The following is a 22204-nucleotide window of genomic DNA, read 5'->3' as shown; positions in this document are numbered from 1 at the left end:
TGCTGCCCTCGATCGGTGTCGACATCGGTGGCACCAAGGTGCTGGCGGCGGTCGTGGACGGGCTCGGCCGGGTCCTGGACACCGAGGCGACCGCGACGCCCGGGCCCGGCTCCGGCGTCGACGACGCGACGGTGGAGGAGGTGGAGGACGCCCTGGTCGAGGTCGTCGAGCGCCTGATCTCCCAGCACGGGCGGCTCACCGTCGGCGTGGCGGCCGCCGGGTTCGTGGCCCGCGACGGCGAGCGCGTGCGCTTCGCCCCGCACCTGCCCTGGCGCGACGAGCCGCTGGCCGAGCGGCTGGGCAAGCGCCTGGGCCACCGGGCCGTGGGTCGCGTCCTGGTCGACAACGACGCCAACGCCGCGCTGTGGGCCGAGGCCCGCTTCGGCGCGGCCCAGGACTCCCTCGACGCCGTGATGATCACCCTCGGCACCGGCATCGGTGGCGCACTGGTCGGGCGCGGCATGATGCTGCGCGGCACCAACGGGATGGCCGGCGAGTTCGGCCACATGCAGGTCGTCCCCGACGGCCTGGAGTGCGAGTGCGGCCGACGGGGCTGCTGGGAGCAGTACTGCTCCGGCCGCGCCCTGGCCCGGGCCGCCGCCGAGCACGGGTCCACCCTGACGGGCCCGGCGCTCACCACCGCGGCCCGCGAGGGCGACCCGGCCGCCACCGCGGCGTACGCCGAGGTCGGTCGCTGGCTCGGGGTGGGCCTGGCCAACCTGGCCGCGGCCCTGGACCCGCCGCTGATCGTCGTGGGCGGCGGGGTCTCCGCCGCGGGGGACCTCCTGCTCGCCCCTGCGCGCGAGGCGCTGGCCGGCAGCCTGGTCGGGGTGGGCCACCGCGACCTGCCCGAGGTCGTGGGCGCGGTCCTCGGCCCGCTGGCCGGCGTGGTCGGTGCCGCCGACCTCGCCCGGGTCGCCTCGCGGCCTAGTCGCGTCGGTAGGTGGGGACGAGCTCCATCGCGAGTTGCTCGAGGAAGAGCCCGACGTCGGTGACGATGCCGCGGGCCTGCGAGGACCCGCGGTCGGCCAGCTTGGTGACGGTGGCGGGGTTGATGTCGACGCAGACCAGCGGCACCGAGGCCGGCAGCAGGTTGCCGGTGGCGACCGAGTGCAGCATGGTGGCCACCATCAGGCAGAAGCCCGCGCCGGGCAGCTGCGCGCGCATGGCGCGCTGACCGTCCAGCACGTCGGTGTGGACGTCGGGCAGCGGTCCGTCGTCGCGCACGGAGCCGACCAGCACGAACTCCTTCCCCTGCTTCACCAGCGCGTGCATGATGCCGCTGGTCAGCACGCCCTGGTCGACGGCAGCCCGGATGGACCCCGCCTTGCGGATCGTGTTGATCGCGCGGATGTGGTGCTCGTGGCCGTGCTCGACGCCCTGCCCGCGGGCGAGGTCCACCCCGAGCGAGGTGCCGTAGAGCGCTGACTCGATGTCGTGGGTGGCCAGGGCGTTGCCCGCGAACAGCACGTCGACGAAGCCGGCCTCGACCAGGGCGACCATCGCCGGGGCGGCGCCGGTGTGCACGACGCCGGGCCCGCCGACCCAGATGACCTTCTGGTCGGCGGCCTTGGCCTCGCGCATGCCGTCGGCGACGCTGCGCACCAGCACCGCCTGGGGCTTCTCGCTGGAGACGTCGGACTCCATGAAGCCGAACGACCCGCCGTCGTCGCTGGTGATCGGGGCGGTGACCTTGATGCCGGAGGCGCCGCACACGATCCGCATGCCGGCGGTGACGTCCGACATCGGCAGCGTGCGGACCACGAGGTCCGTGGGGTGCCCCTCGACGACGAGCCCGCAGTCCATCTCCGGGTTGCGGACGGGCAGCCAGTGGCCCTCCAGCCGCACCTGGGTCTCCAGGTTGGTGCTGGAGTAGAAGCCGTCGGGGAACACGCCGTCGAGGACCGCGACGCCGACCTCGGCCTCGCCCGGGTCGACCTGGTTGACGCCGTGGATCTGCAGCCGCATCAGGATGCGCTGCAGGGTCTCCTCGGCCTCGGCGGTCACCGTGATGCGGGCGTACGACGGGTCGTCGGTGCCGTGCCCGATGTCGAACCGCTCCACGGCGTAGTCGCCGCCGTACTCCGCCACGTCGTTGAGCACCTTGGACAGGGTGGCGGTGTCGATCAGGTGGCCGGAGAGCTCCACGACCTCGCTGTGCGTCACGAACGGCTCCTCGGGGTGGTCTGGGGGGGCGACCGGGCGACTCTACGTCTGCCGGGTGCCTCCGTCTCAGAGCACCGCGCCGTCGTCGTCCTCGTCGCGCTGCCCGGGACGCATCGAGGCGACCAGGAAGACGAAGCCGCCGACGAACCACAGGGTCAGCAGCAGGCCCAGCCACGAGGGCACCGGCCAGCCGACGACGAGGGCGACCAGGACCAGCACCGGCACCCCGAACAGCCCGATCCAGGCCAGGAGGCGGGGCGGGGTGGCCACCGGGACGGGCGGGGGCGGCGGCGGGACGAAGTGCTCGCCGTCCTCCGGAGGCTCGCGGTGCGCCGGACCGTCGAGGTCCCGGAGCGAGGGCGGCACCTCGGGCAGGTCGGACCCGTCGGGCAGGTCGCGCGGGCCCGGGCGGCGCGCCGAGGGACGGGTGGAGGGACGGGAGGGGCGTGGGGCGACGGGGGTCGTCGGGCCGGTCGTGGCCGAGCTCCCGGGGGCATCGGGGTCGAGCCGGGCGCGCTCGCCGTAGTTCGCCACGATCGCGCGCCAGAGCGCGTCCTCGTCGCGGGCGGCGTCGGGACCGGGGGAGGACGGACCGGTCGTGGAGGCGGGCGCCTCGGGTGCCCCGGTCGCGCCGGACGAGCCGGTCGACTGGTCCCCACCGTCGGGAGCCTCGGACCCGGGCTCGACGACCTCGTCGGGCCGGTGCTCGGCCGACTCGGGCTCGACGGGCTGGTGCTCGACGGAGGGGGACTCCGAGGCGTCGCGCGGGTCGCGCGGGTCGGAGGGATCGGCGGGGACGCTCACGGCAGGTCGACCTCAGTCTTCGGCGCGGGCCGAGGCCACCCGGTCGGCGAACTCCGTGGAGGCCTCGAAGATGGTGGGGGCGTCGTGGTCGAGGGTCGCGACGTGGAAGCTCTCGTGGAGGGTCTCCAGGCGGGTGTCGGTGGAGGAGACGCCCTCCATGATCATCCGCGAGGAGGACGGGTCCACGACGTGGTCCTCGGCGGAGTGGAAGAGCAGCACGGGGCAGGTCACCCGGGACAGGTCGCGCCTGAGCGCCTTGTAGCCGGCGAACATCGACGCCGCCGCCCGCACCGGGGTCCGCGTGTAGCCGTGCTCCTGGACCCCGGGCTTCTTGATGTCGTCGGCGATGCCGGGCACCGAGCGCACGACGTGCTGGAGCAGCGGCAGCAGGCGCACGTCGAGCCGGGTGCTGTTCACGGCCGGGTTCACCAGCACCAGCCCGGCCACGACGTCGGGGTGGTCGGCGGCCAGCCGCAGGGCCAGCCCGCCGCCCATGGACAGGCCGGCGACGACGACGGTGTCCACGCGGGCGGCCAGCGCCGTCAGCTCGGCCTCGAGGGCGCCGCGCCAGTCGTCCCAGGTGGTGTCGTTCATCTGCTGCCAGGTGGTGCCGTGCCCGGGCAGCAGCGGCAGGGACACGGCGTACCCGGCGGCGGCCAGGTGGTCGGCCCACGGCCGCATCGAGACCGGGGAGCCGGTGAAGCCGTGGCTGAGGAGGAAGCCGGTGCGCCCTCGCGAGCTCGACGGGTCGCCCTCGTGCTGGAAGGGGGCGGCGTGCGGGGCGAGGCTCACGTGCGGGCTCCTGAGGTCGGCGACGAGGAGACGGCTCGCAGCGGGGGAGAGGCAAGGTCCATCGTGCCACGGTCGTCCGCGGAGCGGCTAGGTCGTCACGACGTCGGGAGGGAGTCGGAGGGACCTCGGTGGCATAGGGTCTGACCCGGAGGGGCCCGCGAGGGTCCGTGGGGTCCGGAGGTCCCGGGGAGACTCGGCGTCGACGGTGAGGAAGGTGGCGAGGTTGTTCTACTGGTTCCTGAAGTGGATCGCCATCGGTCCGCCGCTGCGGGTCGTCTTCCGCCCGCACGTCACCGGGGCGGAGCACGTGCCCGAGGAGGGCGCCGCCATCCTGGCCAGCAACCACCTCTCGTACGCCGACTGGCTGTTCATGCCGCTCACGCTGACCCGACGCGTGACCTTCGTGGCCAAGGCGGAGTACTTCAACACCCCGGGCATCAAGGGCTGGTTCCAGAAGAAGTTCTTCTCCGGGGCCGGTCAGGTGCCCATCGACCGCGGCGGCGCGTCGGCGGCCGAGGGAGCGATGGTCTCGGCGAGCAAGATCCTGCGCAAGGGCGAGCTCTTCGGCATCTACCCCGAGGGCACCCGCTCCCACGACGGGCGCCTCTACCGCGGCAAGACCGGCGTCGCCCGGCTGGCCCTGGAGACCAAGGTCCCGGTCATCCCGGTCGCCGTGGTCGGCACCGACGTGGTGGCGCCCCCCGGCAAGAAGTTCGGGTCCTTCGTGCGACCGACCGTGCGCTTCGGCAAGCCCCTGGACTTCTCGCGCTACGAGGGCATGGAGAACGACCGCTACATCCTGCGCTCGGTCACCGACGAGATCATGTACGAGATCATGCGGCTCTCGGGCCAGGAGTACGTCGACACCTACGCGGCCGTCGCCAAGGAGCAGTCCCGGAGCGCGGCGAGCCAGGCGGACTCCTCGGGTCAGGTCGAGGGCCCCGCGTCCGGCACCCGGGCCTCCTGATCGCTCCCGTGGGCGTGCGTCGCGGCCCCGACCCGGCGGACCCGGCTCCCCGGGCACCCCGACCCGGTGGCGCCGCCCACGTCCCGGTCCAGGACACGCTGCTGCGGGCCCTGGGGGTGCTGCGCTTCCTGGTGCTCGTCAACGCGGTGGTCATCTACGCCCGCCACACCGTCGCCCGGGGGTTCTACGACCATCCCGGTGCCGGGTGGGCGGTCCTGGTCGCGATGACGGCCTGGACCGGCTTCGTGGTGTGGGCCCTGGCCCGGCCCTCCTGGCGCCGCACCTGGCTGCTCGTGGCGGACCTGGTCGTGGCCGTGGCGGCGATCCTGGTGTCGGCGTACGTCAAGGGGCCGGGGCTGAACGCCACCGTCCCGGGCTACTGGGTGATGGGCGTGGTGCTCGCCTGGGCGGTCCTGCGGCGCTGGCCCGGCGGGCTGCTCGCCGCGGTCGTGGTCTCGGGCGCCGACCTCGCCCTGCGCGACCACGTGTCCCAGAACACCTACGGCAACATCTTCCTGCTCCTGGTGGGCGGCCTCATCGTCGGCTTCCTCTCCGAGCTGCTCCAGCGCACCGCCGGTGAGCGCGACCGGGCCGAGCGCGAGGCGGCCGCCGCGGCGGAGCGGCAGCGGCTGGCCCGGATGGTCCACGACGGCGTGCTGCAGGTGCTCGCGCTGGTGCAGCGTCACGCCCCCGAGCTGGGGGGCGAGGGCGTCGAGCTGGGTCGCCTGGCCGGGGAGCAGGAGGTCCGGCTGCGCGCGCTGGTGCAGCAGGGTCCCGGGGAGCAGCCCGCGCCCGACACCGGACGGCTCGGCGACGGCGACGGCCGCCTCGACCTCGGGGCCCTGCTCGGCGAGCTGGCGGGAGTCTCGGTGCACGTCGCGCTGCCCGGCGGCCCCGTCCCGGCGCCGGCGGCGGTGGCCCGCGAGCTCACGGCCGCGGTGGAGGCCTGCCTGAGCAACGTGCGCCACCACGTCGGCCGTGACGCCGAGGCCTGGGTCCTCCTCGAGGAGCTGCCCGACCGGTGGGTGGTGGTGGTCCGCGACCGCGGCCCCGGCATCCCCGAGGGCCGGCTCCGCGACGCGGCCGCCCAGGGACGTCTGGGCGTCAGCCAGTCGGTGCGCGGTCGGGTCGAGGACCTCGGCGGCACCGCCACGCTGCGCACCGGCGCCGGGCAGGGCACCGAGTGGGAGCTGGACGTGCCCCGGTGACGATCCACGCCGGGCACCCCTTCGGCGACCCCGAGCCGGACCAGTGGCGACGCCTGCGCGGGCGGCTGGGCGGCGCGGTCACGCTCTGGACGGGCGGCGAGGGCCGGGCGCGGGCCGGGCTCACGGTGTCCTCGGTCATGGTGGCCGGGGGCGAGCCGCCGCGCCTCGTCGGGCTGGTCGACCCCGACAGCGACCTGCGCGACACGCTGGCCGACACCGGTCGCTGCGTCGTGCACCTGCTGCGCTGGCGCCACCGCGAGCTGGCCGAGGCGTTCGCGGGCCAGTTCCCCGCGCCCGGGGGGCCCTTCACGCTGGGGGAGTGGGAGCAGACGGCGTACGGGCCTCGGCTGGTGTCGGCCCCGACCCACGCCACGGGGGTGCTCGACACCTCGCAGACCGTCGGGTGGTCCGACCTCGTCGTGATCAGGATCGAGGACGTCGTCGTCGGGGACGACGAGGAGCCGCTGGAGCACCGACGCGGGCGCTACCGCCGCCCCTGAGCACGGCCGTCGCGGAGGAGCACGTGCGGGCCGGGCGGCTGCCCGGGCGGCCGGTCAGGCGGCCGAGGCCACCACTTCGCGGGGGCCCCGGGGACCGCGGGAGCCGTCGGGCCCGGGCAGGGTCGCCAGCGAGGCCAGCGCGACCTCCTCGGCCTCCACGACGTCGCTGACCTCGCGCAGCACCAGCGAGAGCGGCATGTCGAGGGCCTCGCAGAGCGCCGCCAGGAGCTCGGAGGACGCCTCCTTCTGGCCGCGCTCGATCTCGGAGATGTAGCCCAGGCTGACGCGCGCGGCCGAGGACAGCTCGCGCAGCGTCATCGACTGGCGCATCCTCTCGGCCCGCAGCACGTCACCGAGCGATGCGCGGAACAGCAACTGGCCCTGACCCATGTGGTGCCCCTCTTCCGACGTCTGCTGCACAACGCTACCCAACCCCGGTTGCTTCCCGTGGCCGACTCCCGGAAGCGGACGTCCCGGGGGAGCCGGCCGCGCGCCGGACGCCGGGCCGTCGCGGTCACCGGCCGGGGGCCGCCCGGTCCTGCTCGGGGTCCTCGTCCAGCCCCTGCTCGATGGCGTAGCGCACCAGCTGCACCCGGTTGTGCAGCTGGAGCTTGCGCAGGGTGTTCTGGACGTGGTTCTGCACGGTGCGGTGGGACAGGAAGAGCCGCTCGGCGATCTCCTTGTAGGACAGCCCGGTCGCCACCAGCCGGAGCACCTCGGTCTCGCGCTCGGTCAGCCGCGGGGTGTCGGAGCCCGACGCGCCCGAGGCCCCGCCCGCGCCCGGCGACGGGCTCTCGGCCAGGCGGCGGTACTCCCCGAGCACCAACCCGGCCAGGCCCGGGGTGAAGACGGTGTCCCCGAGCGCGACCCGGCGCACGGCGTCGAGCAGCTCGTGCCGGGAGGCCGACTTGACCAGGTAGCCGGTCGCGCCGGCCTTGACGGCGTCGAGGACGTCCTGCTGCTCCCCGCTCGCCGAGAGCACCAGCACGCGCACGGCGGGGTCGGCGCGGACCACCTCGGCGGTCACCGCCACCCCGTTGGGGGCGGGGATCTGCAGGTCCAGGACGAGCACCTGCGGGCGAGCAGCCGGGAAGCGGGTCAGCGCCTCGGTCCCGGTCGCGGCCGTGGCCACCACTGCCATCCCGGCCTCGGCCAGGTCGCGGGCGACCCCCTCGCGCCACATCGGGTGGTCGTCGACCACCATCACCCGCAGCGGTCGCGGGGCGTCGTGCTCCGACGGGGCATCCGGCTGGGCTTCCGGCTGGGTTTCCGGCTGGGTTTCCGGCTGGGGGTCCACGCGCCGCACCCTAGCCGCTCAGGACACCCCCGCGGCCTTCTCCAGGGCGCCCAGCTCGTCGTCGAGGTGGGTGAGCAGCCGCTGCAGGTGCGGGACGCTGCGCCGGCAGCCCGTGAGCCCGAAGTCCATGTCGTCGGCGTAGCTGTTGCAGGTGATGTTCAGGGCCATCCCGTTGATCGGGATCGACAGCGGGTAGGTGCCGGTCAGCCTGGCTCCGTTGAGGTACATCGGCTTCTTGGGGCCGGGCACGTTGCTGATGATCAGGTTGAACGGCGGACGCACGACGCCGCCCAGGCGCAGCATCGGGATGGCCAGCGCCGGGGTCATCCCCAGCGCGCTCATCGCCATGATCTGGGTCTGGCTCATCGAGCTCAGCGCCTGCTTGCCCGTGACCATCGACTCGTGGATGGAGGACAGCCGGTCCGCGGGGTCCGCGAGGTCGGTGCCGAGCTTGACCATGACGGCGCCGACGGCGTTGCCGCCGTCGCCGGCGCCCTTGCCGGCGCGCTTGGTGTCCAGACCGACCGGGACCATCGAGACCAGCGGGGCGTCGGGCAGGGCGTCGTGCTCGATCAGGTAGGTGCGCATCGCGCCCGAGCACATCGCCAGGACCACGTCGTTGAGCGTGGTGCCGCTGGCCTTACCCACGGCCTTGAGCCGCTCGAGGGGCCAGCCCTGGGCCGCGAAGCGGCGGGACCCGGTGATCGGGGTGTTGAACATCGTGCGGGGGGCGTAGAGGGACAGCGCCGAGGTCTCGTTCTTGAGGCCGTGGGTCAGCGTCTTGACCAGGGCGCCGGGCATGCCCGCGGCGTCGGCGGTGATGCCCAGCGCCGTCCGCACCGCGTCCATCGGGATGGCGGCCAGGCTGCGGTCGGTCTCGGGCTTGGGCGTGCGGGTGCTCGGGCGCTTGGCCCACATCGGGGGCATGTCGCGCTCGTCGGGGTCCTCGGAGAGCGTGTTGCCCATCAGCTTCATCGCCGAGATGCCGTCGACCAGCGAGTGGTGGAGCTTGGTGTAGAGCGCGACCCGACCGTCGTGCAGGCCCTCGATCAGGTGGGCCTCCCACAGGGGACGCTCCCGGGCGAGCCGCGTCGAGTGCAGCCGCGACGTCAGCTCGAGGAGCTCGCGGACCCGGCCCGGCTTGGGCAGCGCGCTGTGGCGGAAGTGGTACTCCAGGTCGAAGTCGTCGTCCTGGGTCCAGGCCCACTGGCCGGCGGTGGTCAGGCCGCGGGTGGGGCGCTTGAGGAACAGCGGGGAGAGCTCGACCTCCTCGCTCATCTCCTCCCAGATCCGCCGGGTGTAGTCGCGGCCGGCGCCCTCCGGCTTCTGGAAGAGCTGGAGACCCCCGACGTGCATGGGCATCTGGCGGTTCTCGGCGTAGAGGAACGCCGCCGAGGTCGGATCGATCGGGACGGCCACGTCGCCCTCTTCCTGGTGGTGGTGCCGCGGGTGAGTTCCGGTGATCCTTGCGCGTTTGCGGTGACGGCGACAGCGTCATGTCCAGAACCCCGGCGTTGTAGGTTCGGGCCACGACGCGCGGCCCGCCGCGGGATCCCGTGCACGACCGAACCCAGGAGCTCCCCGATGACCACGACCGAGGCACGGCCCGCCGCCCAGGAGGGCTCGTCGGAGACCTTCGACTGCCTCGACCCCGCCACCGGCGCGGTCGTCGGCACCTGGCCGGTGCACTCGGCCGAGCAGGTGGACGCGACCGTCCGCCGGGCCCGCGAGGCGGCCGCGTGGTGGGCCGGCCTCGGCTTCGAGGGCCGCGCCGAGCGCCTGCACGCCTGGAAGCGGCTGGTGGCCACGCGGATGGACGACCTGGCCGCCGTGGTCAACCGCGAGACCGGCAAGCCGGTCAGCGACGCCGGGCTCGAGATCGCCCTGGCCATCGACCACATCGCCTGGGCCGCCACCCACGCCGTCCGGGTGCTCGGCCGCCAGAAGCGGTCCTCGGGCCTGGTGATGGCCAACGTGGCCGCGACGGTGGAGTACCTCCCCCTGGGCGTGGTCGGCGTGATCGGCCCGTGGAACTACCCGGTCTTCACCCCGATGGGGTCGATCGCCTACGCGCTCGCCGCCGGCAACGCCGTCGTGTTCAAGCCCAGCGAGCTCAGCCCCGGGGTGGGGCAGTGGCTGGCCGACACCTTCGCCGAGGCCGTCCCGGAGCAGCCCGTCCTCACCGTGGTCACCGGGCTCGGTGAGACCGGCGCCGCCCTGTGCCGTGCGGGGGTCGGCAAGCTGGCCTTCACCGGGTCGACGGCCACGGGCAAGAAGGTGATGGCCACCTGCGCCGAGACCCTCACCCCGGTGCTGATCGAGGCCGGCGGCAAGGACGCGCTCCTGGTCGACGCGGACGCCGACGTCGCCGCGGCCGCCGACGCCGCCCTCTGGGGCGCCTGCTCCAACGCCGGGCAGACCTGCATCGGGGTCGAGCGCGCCTACGTCCACACCCAGGTGTACGACGAGTTCCTGGCCCGCCTGCTCGAGCAGGCCCGCACCCTCGAGGCCAGCACCGCGCCCGGCGCCAAGCTGGGCCCGATCACGCTGCCCTCGCAGCTGGCGGTGATCTCCTCCCACATCGAGGACGCCCTGGCCCGCGGCGGGCGAGCGGTGCTCGGCGGCCCGGACGCCGTGGGGGCGCGCTTCGTGCAGCCCACGATCCTCGTCGACGTGCCCGAGGACTCCCTGGCGGTCCAGGAGGAGACCTTCGGCCCCACCCTGACGGTGACCCGGGTGCCCGACATGGACGAGGCCGTTCGACGCGCCAACGGCACCCGCTACGGCCTCGGTGCCACGGTGTACGCCGGTGAGCGCGCGATGGACCTGGCCTCGCGGCTGCGCTCGGGGATGACCGCGGTGAACTCGGTGATCTCCTTCGCCGCGATCCCCTCGCTGCCCTTCGGCGGCACCGGCGACAGCGGCTTCGGCCGGATCCACGGGGAGGACGGGCTCAAGGAGTTCACCTACGCCAAGGCGATCGCCCGCCAGCGGGTCAAGCCGGCCTTGGCGCTGACCACCTTCCGCCGCACCGCTCGTGCGGACAGGACGCTGCGCACGATCGTGGGGGTGCTGCACGGCCGTGGACCCACGCGAGCGAGGTAGCGCCCGCGCGCAGCTGGCCCGCTACGGCCACGCCGCTGCGCCGCACGTCGAGCACGCGGTGTCGCGTGGTCGGCTCTCGCTGCGTCAGCGGCGGGCCCGGCTGCGCTCCAAGGCCTGGCAGATCGGGCAGTGCGCCCTGGCCGCCGGCGTCGCGTGGTTCCTGGCCGCCGACGTCTTCGGCCACACCACCCCCTTCTTCGCGCCGACCGCCGCGGTGGTCAGCCTGGGCACCAGCTACGGGCAGCGGTTCCGCCGCGTGGCCGAGGTGGCCATCGGGGTCGCGATCGGGGTGCTGGTCGGCGACGCGCTGACCCACTGGCTGGGGTCGGGCGCCTGGCAGATGACGCTGATCGTCGCGCTCGCGATGACGACCGCGCTGATGGCCGGGCAGGGGGTGCTGCTGGTCAACCAGGCCGCCATCCAGGCCATCGTGGTGAGCGCCCTGGTCGCCCCGCCGGGGGCGGCGTTCTCGCGGTGGACCGACGCGATCATCGGCGGCGGGGTGGCCATCGTGGCCGCGGCCGTCGTGCCCCGCGCGCCGCTGCGCCGGCCCCGGGAGCAGGCCGCGGTGGTGTGCCGCAAGATCGCGGCGCTGCTGCGCACGGCGGCCGAGAGCATCCTCGACGGCGACGTGGAGCGCGCGCTGCGGTCGCTGCGCGACGCCCGTGCCACCGACGAGCTCGTGCGCGAGCTGCGGGCCGCCGCCGACGAGGGTCTCGAGGTCGTGCGCAGCTCGCCGCTGCGGCGCCGGCACCGCGGTCCTGTGCGCGCGATGAGCGAGCTGGTCGAGCCGCTCGACTTCGCCCTGCGCAACACCCGGGTGCTGGTCCGGCGGGTCGCGGTGGCGGCCTACCGGGGCGAGCCCGTCCCCCCGGCGTACGCCGCGATGCTGGACGACCTGGCCACGTGCGTGGACCGGGTCGCGGCCGAGCTGGCGGCCGGACGCCAGGCGACCTCGGCCCGGGAGTCGCTGGTGCGCCTGGGGCGCGAGACCTCCCACCTCGAGCGCAGCGGGGACCTCTCCGCCGAGGTCGTGCTCGCCCAGGCGCGGTCGCTGGTCGCGGACCTGCTCGCCGTCACCGGCATGGAGCCGTTGGCCGCCACCGACCAGATCCCGCCGGTCTGAGCCCGCGGCGCGCCTCAGGTCACCCGGTGCAGCCGCAGGTCGCGGATCTCGCCGTCCTCGACCACGAGCTCGCCGACGGTGCCGTGCGGCTGCCGGCGCTTGTCGGTGGGGGAGCCGGGGTTGAAGGCGCGCTGCCCCTCGGTGACCTCGTCCCACGGGATGTGGGAGTGCCCGAAGACCACCAGGTCGGCGCGCGGGAACCGGCGTCGCAGCCGCCGACCGCGTCCGGACGCCGGCCCGCTGTCGTGCAGCACCGCCACCGGCACCCCGGCGAGGTCGAGCTCGAGGACCTCCGGGGCGCCCCAGGCGGCCACGTCGGGACCGTCGTTGTTGCCGAGCACGGCCTGGACGGGCGCGAACCCCTCGAGCTCCTCCAGCGTCTCGCGCCGGCACACGTCGCCGGCGTGCAGCACCAGGTCGGCGCCCTGCAGCAGCCGTGCGACGGCGACGGGACAGCCCTTCCAGAAGCGGGGGGCGTGGGTGTCGGACAGGACGACGACGCGCAGCCGCGTCACAGCTCGCGGACCACCGAGTCCACGACCGCGACCAGGTCGCCGCCGGTGCGCACCGCCACCCCCCGCTGACGCTCGTACGACGCCCCGCGCTCGGGGATGCGGGCCACCGAGGCGAGCTCGTCCGCGCAACCCAGCCGCACCGCGACCGGGGCCAGCCGGTCCAGCAGGTCGGCCAGGTCGTCGCGCAGCAGCCGCTCGCTGGAGTCGGCGTCGAGGATGATCCAGGCGTCGAGGCCGTAGCGGGCGGCGCGCCACTTGTTCTCCTGCACGTGCCAGGGCGGCATCGTCGGGAGCGTCTCGCCGCGCTCGAGCCGGTCGGTGAGGTCGACGACCAGGCAGTGCACCAGCGCGACCAGCGCCCGCATCTCGGCCAGCGTGGAGACGCCGTCGCAGATCCGGACCTCGACGGTGCCCAGCCGGGGGGCCGGTCGCACGTCCCAGCGGATCTCGTCGACCTGCTCGATGACGCCGGTGGTGGTGAGGTCCGCGGCGTACGCCTCGAAGGCCTCCCAGGTGTCGAACTGGAACGGCAGCCCGGCGGTGGGCAGCTGTTGGAACATCATCGCCCGGTTGCTGGCGTAGCCGGTGTCCTGGCCGGCCCAGATCGGGGAGGAGGCCGAGAGCGCCTGGAGGTGGGGGTACCACGTGAGCAGCGCCGAGACGATCGCCATCGCGTGCTCGCGGCGCACCCCGACGTGGACGTGCACGCCCCAGATCAGCATCTGCCGGCCCCACCACTGGGTGCGCGCGATCAGCTCCTCGTACCGAGCGCCCTCGGTGAGCAGCTGCTGGGACCACTCGGCGAACGGGTGGGTCCCGGCGCAGTAGAGGTCCACGCCGAGCTCGGCGGCCAGCGGTCGGACCAGGTCGACCAGCTCGGACAGCTGGTCCACGGCCTCGCCCGCGGTGGTGCAGATGCCGGTGGTGAGCTCGACGCTGTTGCGCAGGAGCTCCTTGTGGATGCGCGGCTGGGGGCCGTGCCGCTCCTCGACGAGGTCGAAGAGCTCGGAGGCGGCGTTGACCAGGTCGCGGGTGGTGCGGTCGACGAGGGCGAACTCCCACTCGACGCCCAGGGTCGGGGTGGGGGAGTCGTGGAACTCGATGGGCGCAGGAGGCACCGCGTCATCGTCCCACGCCGGGTGGGGGTCAGGCGTGGCGGCGGAACCGCTCGAGCCACCCGAGGTGGGTGCCGTCGAACGGGGCCTGTGCCTCGGTGACGGCGTGCTCGAGCTGCTCGGCGCTGGCGACCGCTCGGCGTACGACGTCGGCGGGGTAGTCGAGCTCGACCCTGTGAGCGGCGAACTCGTCCTCGTCGTCGATCCAGACGCGGCCGGTGGTGCCCTTGATGACGTCGAGGTCCAGGTCGACCGCGCGGACCAGCTCCTCGCCGTGCCAGACCGCCGGGGTGGCGACGTCGACGTACACGTCGAAGGGGCGGTGCAGGTCGTGGCCGTAGAACGTGGCCAGCCACCACGCGTCGTGGGGCACGAGCGTCACGTGGTCGGCGACCGCGTGGAAGGCGCGGGTCGGGCTGGCGAGCAGCGTGCCCTGGGTGATGCCCACCCAGGTGCCGTGCCCGTCGACGCCGAGGCGCACGGCGTCGAACTCCCAGTGCGGCGAGTCGGGCCACTTGCGGCACTCGACGCGCACGGGCCGACGCGCGCCGGTCGCCTCCGGGGTGCCGCCGGCCGTCTCCTCGCTGGACATGCGGGCGAGGATACGGCCGGCGACCGCGGGCGTGCGCCCGGGGACGGGTGGGTAGCCTCAGCGCCTGCCGGTGACCTTGGGGTAGGCGCGCGCGACGACGTCCTGGTAGCGCGACCCGGCGAGCTTGGCGAAGGTGTGCAGGGCGTGGGCGTCCAGGCCGACCAGCACGCGGGCGCGACGCTTCAGGGCGCTGCTGAGGATGATCTGCGCGGCGCGGTCGGCGGGCATCTTGGCCAGCTTCTCGTCGAACAGCTTGTCGAGCGCGTCGACGTCCTGGCTCTTGGTCTTGCGGCCGTTGCGGCTGATCCCGGTCTTGATGCCGCCGGGGTGCACGCAGGTGACGGCGACGTTGTGGCCGTTGATGAGCATCTCCTCGCGGAGCGCCTCGGTGAAGCCGCGAACGGCGTACTTCGTGGCGTTGTACGCCGACTGGCCGGGCATCGAGATCAGCCCGAACAGGCTGGAGAGGTTGATCAGGTGGGCGTCGCCGGAGGCGATCAGGTGGGGCAGGAACTCCTTGGTGCCGTTGACGACACCGTCGAAGTTGACCCCGACGATCCAGTCGAACTCGTCGTAGCTCATGTCCTCGAAGTCGCCGCTCATCGAGACCCCGGCGTTGTTGACCAGCACGTTGACGCGGCCGAACTGGTCGGCGACGGCGGCGGCCCAGGTGGCCACGGCCTCGCGGTCGGAGACGTCGACGACGTCGCTGCGGACCTCGCGGACGCCGGCGCCCTTGAGCAGGTCGACGGTCTCGCCCAGGCCGACCTCGTTCCAGTCCGAGACCGCCAGCAGGGCGCCCTGGCGCGCGGCGATGAGAGCCATCTCCCGGCCCATGCCGGACCCGGCCCCGGTGATGACGACCACGGCGTTGTCGAGGTTCTTCATGGATCTCTCCTTCGAGGCCCCGACCGGGTGACGGTCGGGAGCGGTGGGAATCGGTGGCCCCTAGCCTACAAAGTGTTGAACGAGCGTCAATAGCGCTGCTGACGTTCGTTCAGTAACCTGTCCCGCATGTCCACCGGATCCGGTCGTGCGCGCCTGCGCCCCGACGAACGTCGCGAGCAGCTCCTCGAGCTCGGCGTGCGCCTGCTGGCCACGCGGTCCCTCGACGAGGTCTCCATCGACCTGCTGGCCGAGGAGGCCGGGATCTCGCGCGGCCTGCTGTACCACTACTTCGGCGGCAAGACGGAGTTCCACGAGGCCGTCGTGCGCCGTGCGGCCGACCAGCTGTTCGCGGTCACCGCGCCCACCGGGGAGGGCACGGCGCTGGAGCAGCTGGCCGGCTCGCTGGAGCGCTACGTCGACTACGTCACCGCCAACCACCGCGGCTACCTCTCGCTGGTCCGCGGGGCCATGGGGGGCCACGAGGACCTGCGCAAGGTGCACGAGGAGGCCCGCTCGGCGCTGACCGGTCGGCTCTTCGACGGTCCGGCCGCCGAGGAGGCCGCCGCGATCGGCCTGACCGACACCCCGCTCGTGCGGCTGGTCGTGCACGGGTGGGCGGCGTACGTCGAGGACCTGGTGCTGGAGTGGGTCCGCGACCCCGCCGGCATCACCCGCGAGGAGCTGCTGGGCTCCCTGGCGGCGTCGCTGCCGGGGCTGCTGAGCTCCTCGGTGCGAACACCCACCACCGCATCGCGACGAACCGCAGCACCGTGACGGCGAGGTTGGCGCCGGTCAGGACCGTCACCTCCAGCGCCGGCCCGGGCCGGCCCGCCGCGTGCAGCACCGCGAGCGCCGCCGTGGTCACCCCCAGGCCCACGGCGAGGACGATCAGCCCCTGCACCTGGTGGCGCAGCGCGCCGTCGGGACCGCGCACCCCGAAGGTGTAGCGGCGGTTGACCGCGGTGTTGAGCACCGCGGTCACCAGCAGCGCCAGGGCGTTGGCCCACCACGGCGAGGTCACGCCCCGCAGCAGCAGGAAGAGCAACGCGTAGGCGAGCGTCGAGGCGACGCCGATGATCAGGAACACCCCGACCTGCAGTCCCAGGCGTCCGGTGCCGGCCTCGGCGCTGGTGCGTCCCAGACGTACGCCGACCTCCCGCAGCGGGAGCGAGCCCCGCAGGAGCGCGGTCCCGAGCCGGGCCACCCCCTTGAGGTCGTCGAGCGCGGTGCGCAGGACGTCGACCGAGCTGTCCGGGTCGTCGACCCAGTCCACGGGCACCTCGTGGATGCGCAGCCCGGCCCGCTCGGCGACCACCAGCAGCTCGGTGTCGAAGAACCACTGGTCGTCGCGCACCAGGGGCAGCAGCTCTCGGGCGGCCTCGCGCCGGATGGCCTTGAAGCCGCACTGGGCGTCGCTGAACCTCGCCCGCAGCGCACGCCGCAGGATCATGTTGTAGCCGCGGGAGATGATCTCCCGCTTGGCGCCCCGCTCGACCCGTGAGGACCGGGTCAGCCGCGACCCGATGGCGAGGTCGGAGTGACCGCTGACCAGGGGCGCCACCAGCGGCAGCAGCGCGGCCAGGTCGGTCGAGAGGTCGACGTCCATGTAGACGAGCACGTCGCTCTCCGAGGCGCTCCACACCCGCTTCAGGGCGCGGCCGCGGCCCTTCTCGGCCAGGTGCACCACCTCCACCTCGGGGTGGGTGTGGGCCAGCCGCCGCGCGATCAGCGCGGTCTGGTCGGTGCTGGCGTTGTCGGCCACGGTGACCCGGAAGGACCACGGCAGCGTCGCGAGGTGGGTCAGCACCCGCTCGACCGAGGCGGCGAGCTGGGCCTCCTCGTTGTAGACGGGGATCACCACGTCCAGCACGGTCGCGGTCGCAGCGTCGGACCGGCTGTCCGGGACCGGCTCGGCCAGGGCGCTCATCGCACGCCGCCGGAGAGGTCGTAGACGGTGGTGCCGCCGACGGTCTTCGCGGTGAAGTTGGCCTTCACCCACGCGGTGATCTGGGCCGAGGTGCCGCTGTTCCCGCGGCCGCCGAACCCGCCGCTGGCGATGAAGTAGTGGATCTGGCCGTTGGCGACGTAGGTCTTGAACTGCGCCAGCGTCGGGCTCGGGTCGCTGCCGTTGAAGCCGCCGATCGGCATCACCGAGTCGCCCGTGGCGAGCTGGTAGCCCGACGCGTTGTTGGCCCCGACCGTCGCGGCGACCCAGGTGTAGGAGTCGGCGTCGGTGGTCAGCAGGGTCTTCAGCGCGGCGCTCGGGGTGGTGCCGTTGAGCAGGCCGCCCATCCCGCCGGCGCGGTTCCCCGTCGTGCCCGTGGTGCCGGCCGTGCCGTTCGGGCCGGTCGTGCCCGTGGTGCCGGGGGCGGCGGTGCCGTTCCGGGTGCCGGTGGGCGGGGTGCCGGCGGGTCGACCGCCGCCGGGCATCCCGCCGGGACCGCCCGACCCGGTGGAGGGTCCGGCCGTGACGATGGAGCCGGTGTGGGCAGTGGCCACGGTGTCGACGGCGTACGCCGCGGGGCCGGCCAGCGAGATCACGGCGGCGAGGCCGGCGACGCCGAGGGCGACCGGGCGGGGCAGGTGGGCGACGGCCGCCAGCACCAGGGCGGTGACCAGGCCGACGACCAGCACCACCCACTTCAGCCACGGGACGAAGTCGCCGGCGCGGTCGAGCAGGAACCAGCCGAGCACCGCGGTCAGGGCCAGGGTGAAGGAGAGCAGGCCGGAGGCGACCAGCGAGCGGCGGTGCTCCCAGGCGACCCAGGCGCCGGTGCCGACCAGGGCGGCGACCGCGGGGGCCAGGGCGACGGTGTAGTAGGCGTGGAAGATGCCGGCCATGAAGCTGAAGGTGCCGGCCGTGACGACCAGCCAGGTCAGCCACAGGGCGAGTCCGGCCATCACGGTCGGGCGTCGCCGGGCGAACCACAGGCCGGCCGCGCCGAGCACGAGCGCGGCGGGCATCAGCCACGCGATCTGGCCGCCGATCTCGCTGTTGAACAGGCGCAGGATCCCGGTGGAGCCCCAGTTGCCGCCGCCGGTGCCACCGCCGCCGCCGACCGAGCCGGTCTCGTTGCCGCTGAGGCGGCCCAGGCCGTTGTAGCCCAGGGCCAGCTCCAGGATGGAGTTGTCCTGCGAGCCGCCGATGTAGGGGCGGCTCGAGGCGGGCCAGAGCTCGACGATCGCGATCCACCAGCCGCCGGCCAGCAGCATCGAGCCGAAGGCGACGAGCAGGTGGCCGACGCGCTTGCCCCACGAGGTCTGCGCGAGCAGCAGGTAGGCCAGGGCGAGGGCGGGGAGCACCAGGAAGGCCTGGAGCATCTTGGCCAGGAACGCGAACCCGACCAGGGCGCCGCCGAGCGCGATCCAGCGGACGGCGTGGCCGCCCGGACGCCGGGTCTCCTCGACCGCGCGGAGCGTCGCGGCAGCGGCGCCGACCATGAGCAGCACGAGGGCCGCGTCGGGGTTGTTGAAGCGGAACATCAGGACCGCGACCGGGGTCAGCGCCAGGACCGAGCCGGCGAGGAGGCCGGCGGCGTGCGAGCCTGTCGTGCGCCGGACCAGGCGGTGCAGCAGCGCCACCGCCGCCACGCCCATCAGGGCCTGCGGGACGAGGATGCTCCAGCTCGAGAGCCCGAAGAGCCGCACCGAGAGCTCCATCGGCCACAGCGCCAGCGGCGTCTTGTCGACCGTGATCGAGCTGGCGGCGTCGCTGGAGCCGAAGAAGAACGCCTTCCAGGAGACCGACCCGGCCTGGACGGCCGCGGAGTAGAACGAGTTGGCGTACCCGTTCTTGCCCAGGCCCCACAGGTAGAGCAGGGCGGTCAGCCCGAGCAGCGCGGCCAGGGACGGGCGGGCCCAGACCGGGTCACCCTCCCCGCCGCGCACGAGCCGCCCGAGACGGCTCGACCGCGTGCCCGCCGTGGTGGGGGTCGTGGCGCGTCCCGGGCTCGCGTGCGGGCGGCGGTCGGTGGTCGGGGCCTCGGTCGTGGCCGAGGACGGGGCGCTCCGGCGCGCGGCGGTGCCGTGGTGGGCGCCGGGGGGACCGGAGGGACCGGTCGGCAGGGGGAGGGTGCTCGTGGTGTCCATGTGGATCACCTTCGGCCGCGCGCCTGCAGGTCCCGTGTGGTCGCTCTGTGGGTCACCTGTGAGCCGTCAGGCGGGCGTCAGGTGGCGGGTCGCCCCGGCGGCCGAGCCGGCGGTCGAGCCGACATCGACCCGCAGCGCGCCCTGACGGCCCGACGAGGTCGCGGCGGACCGACGGACCGACGGGTCAGTGGGGCAGCGAGACGGTGAAGGTGGTGCTGCCGGCGCGGGAGACGACGGAGGCCGTGCCGCCGTGGGCCTGGGTGATGGCGTGGACCAGGGAGAGCCCCAGGCCGGCGCCGCCGGAGGCGCGGGTGCGCGAGGAGTCGCCGCGGCTGAAGCGCTCGAAGGCGTGCTCGACGAGGTCGGCGGGCAGGCCGGGGCCGTCGTCGTGGACGACGATCTCGGCCCGGTCGCCCCGATCGACGGTCGAGACCGTGATCGTGGTGCCGGGCGGGGTGTGGGCGCGGGCGTTGCCCAGCAGGTTGCGCACGACCTGGTGCAGGCGCTGCTCGTCGCCGGTGACCGTGACAGGCTCCTCGGGCAGGTGCAGCTGCCACTTGTGGGCGTCGGAGAGCACGCGCGCGTCGGCCACCGACTCCAGCAGGAGCAGGGTCAGGTCGACCTCGTTGCGCTCGAGCGGACGCCCGCTGTCCAGCCGGGCCAGCAGCAGGAGGTCCTCCACGAGCGTGGCCATCCGGTCGGTCTCGGTCTCGACCTTGGCCAGGGCGCCCGACAGCGCGGCCGGGTCGTCGGGGGTGCGCCGGGAGAGCTCGGCGTACCCGTGGATGGTGGCCAGCGGCGTGCGCAGCTCGTGGGAGGCGTCGGCGACGAACTGCCGCACCTGCTGCTCGCTGCGGTGCCGGGCCTCCAGGGACTGCTCGACGTGGCGGAGCAGGGTGTTCAGGGCGGCGCCCATCTGGCCGACCTCGGTGCGCTCGTCGGTCAGGTGCTCGGGCACCCGCTCGTCGAGGTCGATCGACCCCGAGGAGAGCGGCTTGGTGGCGACCGAGTGGGCGGTGGCCGCGACCTCGCGCAGCGGCCGCAGCTGTCGGCGTACGACGACCGTGCCGAGGCCGCCGGCGACCAGCAGACCCATCGTGATCAGCAGGACCTCGGAGCCCACCAGGGCGGCCACCGTCTTGTCGGCGTCGCGCGTGGGCAGGCCGGTGACCAGCCGGCTGCCGGAGGGGGTGGTCTGGGCCGTCACCCGGTAGCTGCCGAACGCGGGCAGGTCGACGGTGTGCACCTCGCCGTCCGTGGGGACGTCGGCGAGCCGCGCGAGCCCGGCGGAGGAGATCTGGCGGGCCTGGTTGGCCTGCTCGGTGAGGACGCCGCCGCGGGTCTGGTCCGACGACCCGGACGGCTCGATGACGGCCAGCAGCGTGCCGGGCCCCTGGTTGGCGAAGCCGCCGGGCGGCCGGTGGGGCTGCTGGCTCGAGCTCGGGCCCGCGGGCTGGTTGTCCCGGTCGCCGTCGCCGGCCCGCTTCACCGAGGACAGCACCTTGGAGTCGAGGGAGTCCATCTGCTGGCGGTGCACGACCACGGCGGTGACGCCCGCGATCAGCGAGGTCACCACCAGGACCAGCAGGACCGCCGTGGCGACGAGCCGGGCGGTGAGGGTGCGGGGTGCGTGCATCAGCCGGCGTGCACGGGCTGGTCGGCGCCCGCGGCGGGCTTGAGCACGTAGCCCGCGCCGCGCATGGTGTGGATCATCGGCTCGCGCCCGGCGTCGATCTTCTTGCGCAGGTAGGAGATGTAGAGCTCCACGACGTTGGCCTGGCCGCCGAAGTCGTAGTTCCAGACCCGGTCGAGGATCTGGGCCTTGCTCAGCACCCGCCGCGGGTTGCGCATCAGGAAGCGCAGCAGCTCGAACTCGGTCGCGGTCAGCGCGATGTCGTCGCCCCCGCGGCGCACCTCGTGGCTGTCCTCGTCGACGACCAGGTCGCCCACGACCAGGACCGACTCGGCGCTGGCCTGCTGGGCGCCGGACCTGCGCATCAGGGCGCGCAGGCGGGCGACGACCTCCTCGAGGCTGAAGGGCTTGGTGACGTAGTCGTCGCCGCCCGCGGTCAGGCCGGCCACCCGGTCCTCGACGGAGTCGCGCGCGGTCAGGAACAGCACGGGCACGTCGGGGGCGTCGGTGCGCAACCGCCGCAGCACCTCCATGCCGTCCCAGTCGGGCAGCATCATGTCGAGCACCACCGCGTCGGGCCGCTGGCGCTTGGCGGTGCTGACCGCCTTGGCGCCGTTGAGGGCGACGTCGACGTCCCAGCCCTCGTAGCGCAGCGCCATCCGCAGCAGCTCGGCGATGTTCTCCTCGTCGTCGACGACCAGGACCCGCAGGGGGGTGCCGTCGGGGCGCGTCAGCTCGGGGCCGGAGTTCTTCATGGGCACCACTGTGGTGGCCGACCCCGAGGCTCGTCCATGAGTTCCCTGTGGGCTTCCTGTGAGCCGCTCGGGCCACAGCCTCAGCACAGGTCCGTCGGGCACGGTGGGCGTCATGAACGACGTCCCTCCCTCCTCCCGGCCCGTCCCGAACGACCCTCCCGGCCCGACCGACCAGCCGACCGCGCCCCTCGGGGCCGTCCCGGCAGCGGACCGGCCCGTGCAGGCCCAGCCTGCTCAGCCCGACGCCACGCGCTCGCTGCCGGCCGAGCCCCACCCCGCGTCGCACGCCGCGGCTGGGGCCGGTGCGACCCAGGACCCGTCGCCCGGTCGCTGGCAGCGTCTGCGCGAGCGGGCCTGGTCGCTGCGCGCCGTCCTGGCCGTGGCGCTGGCCTCGGTGCTGCTGGGCGGCCTGGGCGGCGCGGCCCTGGCCAGCGCGGGCAAGGGCGAGGACGGCCGCGGCGGGCACCACGGCTTCCCCGGGGGACCGCAGGGCCGGTTCGGCCAGCGCGGTGGTCCCGGCGGGTTCGGGCAGCAGGGTGGCCCCGGTCAGCAGCAGGGTCAGCAGCAGGGTCAGCAGGGCCAGCTCCCGGGGCAGGCACCGCAGCAGAACCCTTGAGCAACCCCTGAGCCAACCCCTGAGCCGACCCGGTCA

22 protein-coding genes are annotated in these 22204 nt (G+C 74.1%); 8 read left to right on the top strand and 14 right to left on the bottom strand.

Annotation, left to right across the window (positions count from 1 at the left end; genetic code table 11):
* Nucleotides 1-2: 2 nt before the first annotated feature.
* On the top strand, nt 3-995 hold the full coding sequence (locus ACYVDA_RS17545) for an ROK family protein (RefSeq protein WP_460819841.1): 993 nt from the start codon (nt 3-5) through the stop codon (nt 993-995).
* On the opposite strand, the gene ACYVDA_RS17540 is transcribed toward ACYVDA_RS17545, so the two are convergent.
* The 3 genes from ACYVDA_RS17540 to ACYVDA_RS17530 form a co-directional block, all read right to left on the bottom strand.
* Nucleotides 928-2166: an ornithine cyclodeaminase, nickel-pincer nucleotide-dependent gene (locus ACYVDA_RS17540; protein WP_460819747.1), complete on the bottom strand. Its 1239-nt coding sequence runs from the start codon at nt 2164-2166 to the stop codon at nt 928-930. The two genes, ACYVDA_RS17545 and ACYVDA_RS17540, sit on opposite strands and share 68 nt — an antisense overlap.
* A 66-nt stretch (nt 2167-2232) precedes the next feature.
* Complete coding sequence (locus tag ACYVDA_RS17535; protein ID WP_460819746.1) at nt 2233-2970, bottom strand: hypothetical protein; 738 nt, start codon at nt 2968-2970, stop codon at nt 2233-2235.
* 12 nt (nt 2971-2982) lie between these two features.
* Nucleotides 2983-3762, bottom strand: a complete 780-nt coding sequence (locus tag ACYVDA_RS17530; RefSeq protein WP_460819745.1) for an alpha/beta hydrolase — start codon at nt 3760-3762, stop codon at nt 2983-2985.
* 223 nt (nt 3763-3985) lie between these two features.
* Here ACYVDA_RS17530 and ACYVDA_RS17525 point away from each other — a divergent pair, with 223 nt between their 5' ends.
* The 3 genes from ACYVDA_RS17525 to ACYVDA_RS17515 are packed head-to-tail and all read left to right on the top strand — an operon-like array spanning nt 3986 to nt 6437.
* Nucleotides 3986-4729, top strand: coding sequence for a lysophospholipid acyltransferase family protein (locus tag ACYVDA_RS17525; RefSeq protein ID WP_460819744.1), 744 nt, complete (start codon nt 3986-3988; stop codon nt 4727-4729).
* Nucleotides 4730-4737: 8 nt separating this feature from the next.
* Nucleotides 4738-5937: a MacS family sensor histidine kinase gene (gene macS / locus ACYVDA_RS17520; protein WP_460819742.1), complete on the top strand. Its 1200-nt coding sequence runs from the start codon at nt 4738-4740 to the stop codon at nt 5935-5937.
* Nucleotides 5934-6437, top strand: a complete 504-nt coding sequence (locus ACYVDA_RS17515) for a flavin reductase family protein (protein ID WP_460819741.1) — start codon at nt 5934-5936, stop codon at nt 6435-6437. The genes macS and ACYVDA_RS17515 overlap by 4 nt, the downstream gene beginning before the upstream one ends.
* A 54-nt stretch (nt 6438-6491) precedes the next feature.
* Here ACYVDA_RS17515 and ACYVDA_RS17510 read toward each other — a convergent pair whose 3' ends face one another.
* From ACYVDA_RS17510 to ACYVDA_RS17500, 3 genes are all read right to left on the bottom strand, one after another.
* Nucleotides 6492-6827 (bottom strand): helix-turn-helix domain-containing protein, encoded by a 336-nt coding sequence (locus ACYVDA_RS17510; protein ID WP_460819740.1) that lies wholly within the window; start codon nt 6825-6827, stop codon nt 6492-6494.
* Nucleotides 6828-6951: 124 nt separating this feature from the next.
* A complete protein-coding gene (locus tag ACYVDA_RS17505; protein WP_460819840.1) occupies nt 6952-7641 on the bottom strand; it encodes a response regulator transcription factor in 690 nt (229 codons plus the stop codon).
* A 111-nt stretch (nt 7642-7752) separates the two neighbouring features.
* On the bottom strand, nt 7753-9153 hold the full coding sequence (locus tag ACYVDA_RS17500; RefSeq protein ID WP_460819739.1) for a WS/DGAT/MGAT family O-acyltransferase: 1401 nt from the start codon (nt 9151-9153) through the stop codon (nt 7753-7755).
* A gap of 165 nt (nt 9154-9318) precedes the next feature.
* On the opposite strand from ACYVDA_RS17500, the gene ACYVDA_RS17495 reads away from it, so the two are divergent.
* Both ACYVDA_RS17495 and ACYVDA_RS17490 read left to right on the top strand, forming a co-directional pair.
* Nucleotides 9319-10839, top strand: a complete 1521-nt coding sequence (locus ACYVDA_RS17495) for an aldehyde dehydrogenase family protein (protein WP_460819738.1) — start codon at nt 9319-9321, stop codon at nt 10837-10839.
* Entirely contained in the window at nt 10817-11965 is a 1149-nt protein-coding gene (locus ACYVDA_RS17490) for an FUSC family protein (protein WP_460819737.1), read from the top strand. Before ACYVDA_RS17495 ends, ACYVDA_RS17490 begins: the two co-directional genes overlap by 23 nt.
* A gap of 14 nt (nt 11966-11979) precedes the next feature.
* On the opposite strand, the gene ACYVDA_RS17485 is transcribed toward ACYVDA_RS17490, so the two are convergent.
* Genes ACYVDA_RS17485 through ACYVDA_RS17470 form a run of 4 tightly spaced genes read right to left on the bottom strand, consistent with a single transcriptional unit; the run spans nt 11980 to nt 15075 of the window.
* Nucleotides 11980-12480 carry a metallophosphoesterase family protein gene (locus ACYVDA_RS17485; protein ID WP_460819736.1) on the bottom strand — a complete coding sequence of 167 codons (501 nt, stop codon included), beginning with the start codon at nt 12478-12480 and terminating at the stop codon, nt 11980-11982.
* On the bottom strand, nt 12477-13598 hold the full coding sequence (locus ACYVDA_RS17480; protein ID WP_460819735.1) for a glutamate--cysteine ligase: 1122 nt from the start codon (nt 13596-13598) through the stop codon (nt 12477-12479). The genes ACYVDA_RS17485 and ACYVDA_RS17480 overlap by 4 nt, the downstream gene beginning before the upstream one ends.
* 28 nt (nt 13599-13626) lie before the next feature.
* Nucleotides 13627-14187: a DUF402 domain-containing protein gene (locus ACYVDA_RS17475; protein WP_460819732.1), complete on the bottom strand. Its 561-nt coding sequence runs from the start codon at nt 14185-14187 to the stop codon at nt 13627-13629.
* A 57-nt stretch (nt 14188-14244) separates the two neighbouring features.
* Nucleotides 14245-15075, bottom strand: coding sequence for an SDR family NAD(P)-dependent oxidoreductase (locus tag ACYVDA_RS17470; RefSeq protein WP_460819731.1), 831 nt, complete (start codon nt 15073-15075; stop codon nt 14245-14247).
* Nucleotides 15076-15201: 126 nt separating this feature from the next.
* Here ACYVDA_RS17470 and ACYVDA_RS17465 point away from each other — a divergent pair, with 126 nt between their 5' ends.
* The gene (locus ACYVDA_RS17465; RefSeq protein WP_460819729.1) at nt 15202-15849 is read left to right on the top strand and encodes a TetR/AcrR family transcriptional regulator; all 648 of its coding nucleotides are present in this window, start codon (nt 15202-15204) and stop codon (nt 15847-15849) included.
* Here the strand turns inward: ACYVDA_RS17465 and ACYVDA_RS17460 are convergent.
* The 4 genes from ACYVDA_RS17460 to ACYVDA_RS17445 all read right to left on the bottom strand — a co-directional run bounded on the left by ACYVDA_RS17460 (nt 15743) and on the right by ACYVDA_RS17445 (nt 21552).
* Nucleotides 15743-17002 carry a bifunctional glycosyltransferase family 2/GtrA family protein gene (locus ACYVDA_RS17460; protein ID WP_460819727.1) on the bottom strand — a complete coding sequence of 420 codons (1260 nt, stop codon included), beginning with the start codon at nt 17000-17002 and terminating at the stop codon, nt 15743-15745. The genes ACYVDA_RS17465 and ACYVDA_RS17460 overlap by 107 nt on opposite strands.
* Nucleotides 16999-19164 carry an ArnT family glycosyltransferase gene (locus tag ACYVDA_RS17455; RefSeq protein WP_460819726.1) on the bottom strand — a complete coding sequence of 722 codons (2166 nt, stop codon included), beginning with the start codon at nt 19162-19164 and terminating at the stop codon, nt 16999-17001. Before ACYVDA_RS17455 ends, ACYVDA_RS17460 begins: the two co-directional genes overlap by 4 nt.
* A 184-nt stretch (nt 19165-19348) precedes the next feature.
* Nucleotides 19349-20800, bottom strand: a complete 1452-nt coding sequence (locus ACYVDA_RS17450; RefSeq protein ID WP_460819725.1) for a sensor histidine kinase — start codon at nt 20798-20800, stop codon at nt 19349-19351.
* Complete coding sequence (locus ACYVDA_RS17445) at nt 20800-21552, bottom strand: response regulator transcription factor (RefSeq protein WP_460819724.1); 753 nt, start codon at nt 21550-21552, stop codon at nt 20800-20802. Before ACYVDA_RS17445 ends, ACYVDA_RS17450 begins: the two co-directional genes overlap by 1 nt.
* A gap of 112 nt (nt 21553-21664) precedes the next feature.
* Between ACYVDA_RS17445 and ACYVDA_RS17440 the strand changes: the two genes are divergently transcribed.
* The gene (locus tag ACYVDA_RS17440; RefSeq protein ID WP_460819723.1) at nt 21665-22168 is read left to right on the top strand and encodes a hypothetical protein; all 504 of its coding nucleotides are present in this window, start codon (nt 21665-21667) and stop codon (nt 22166-22168) included.
* Nucleotides 22169-22204: the final 36 nt, after the last annotated feature.

The sequence above is a fragment of the Nocardioides korecus genome (genome assembly GCF_054778395.1).
The sequence above is the reverse complement of the archived record's forward strand: the minus strand, read 5'-3'. Positions and strand labels throughout refer to the sequence as shown.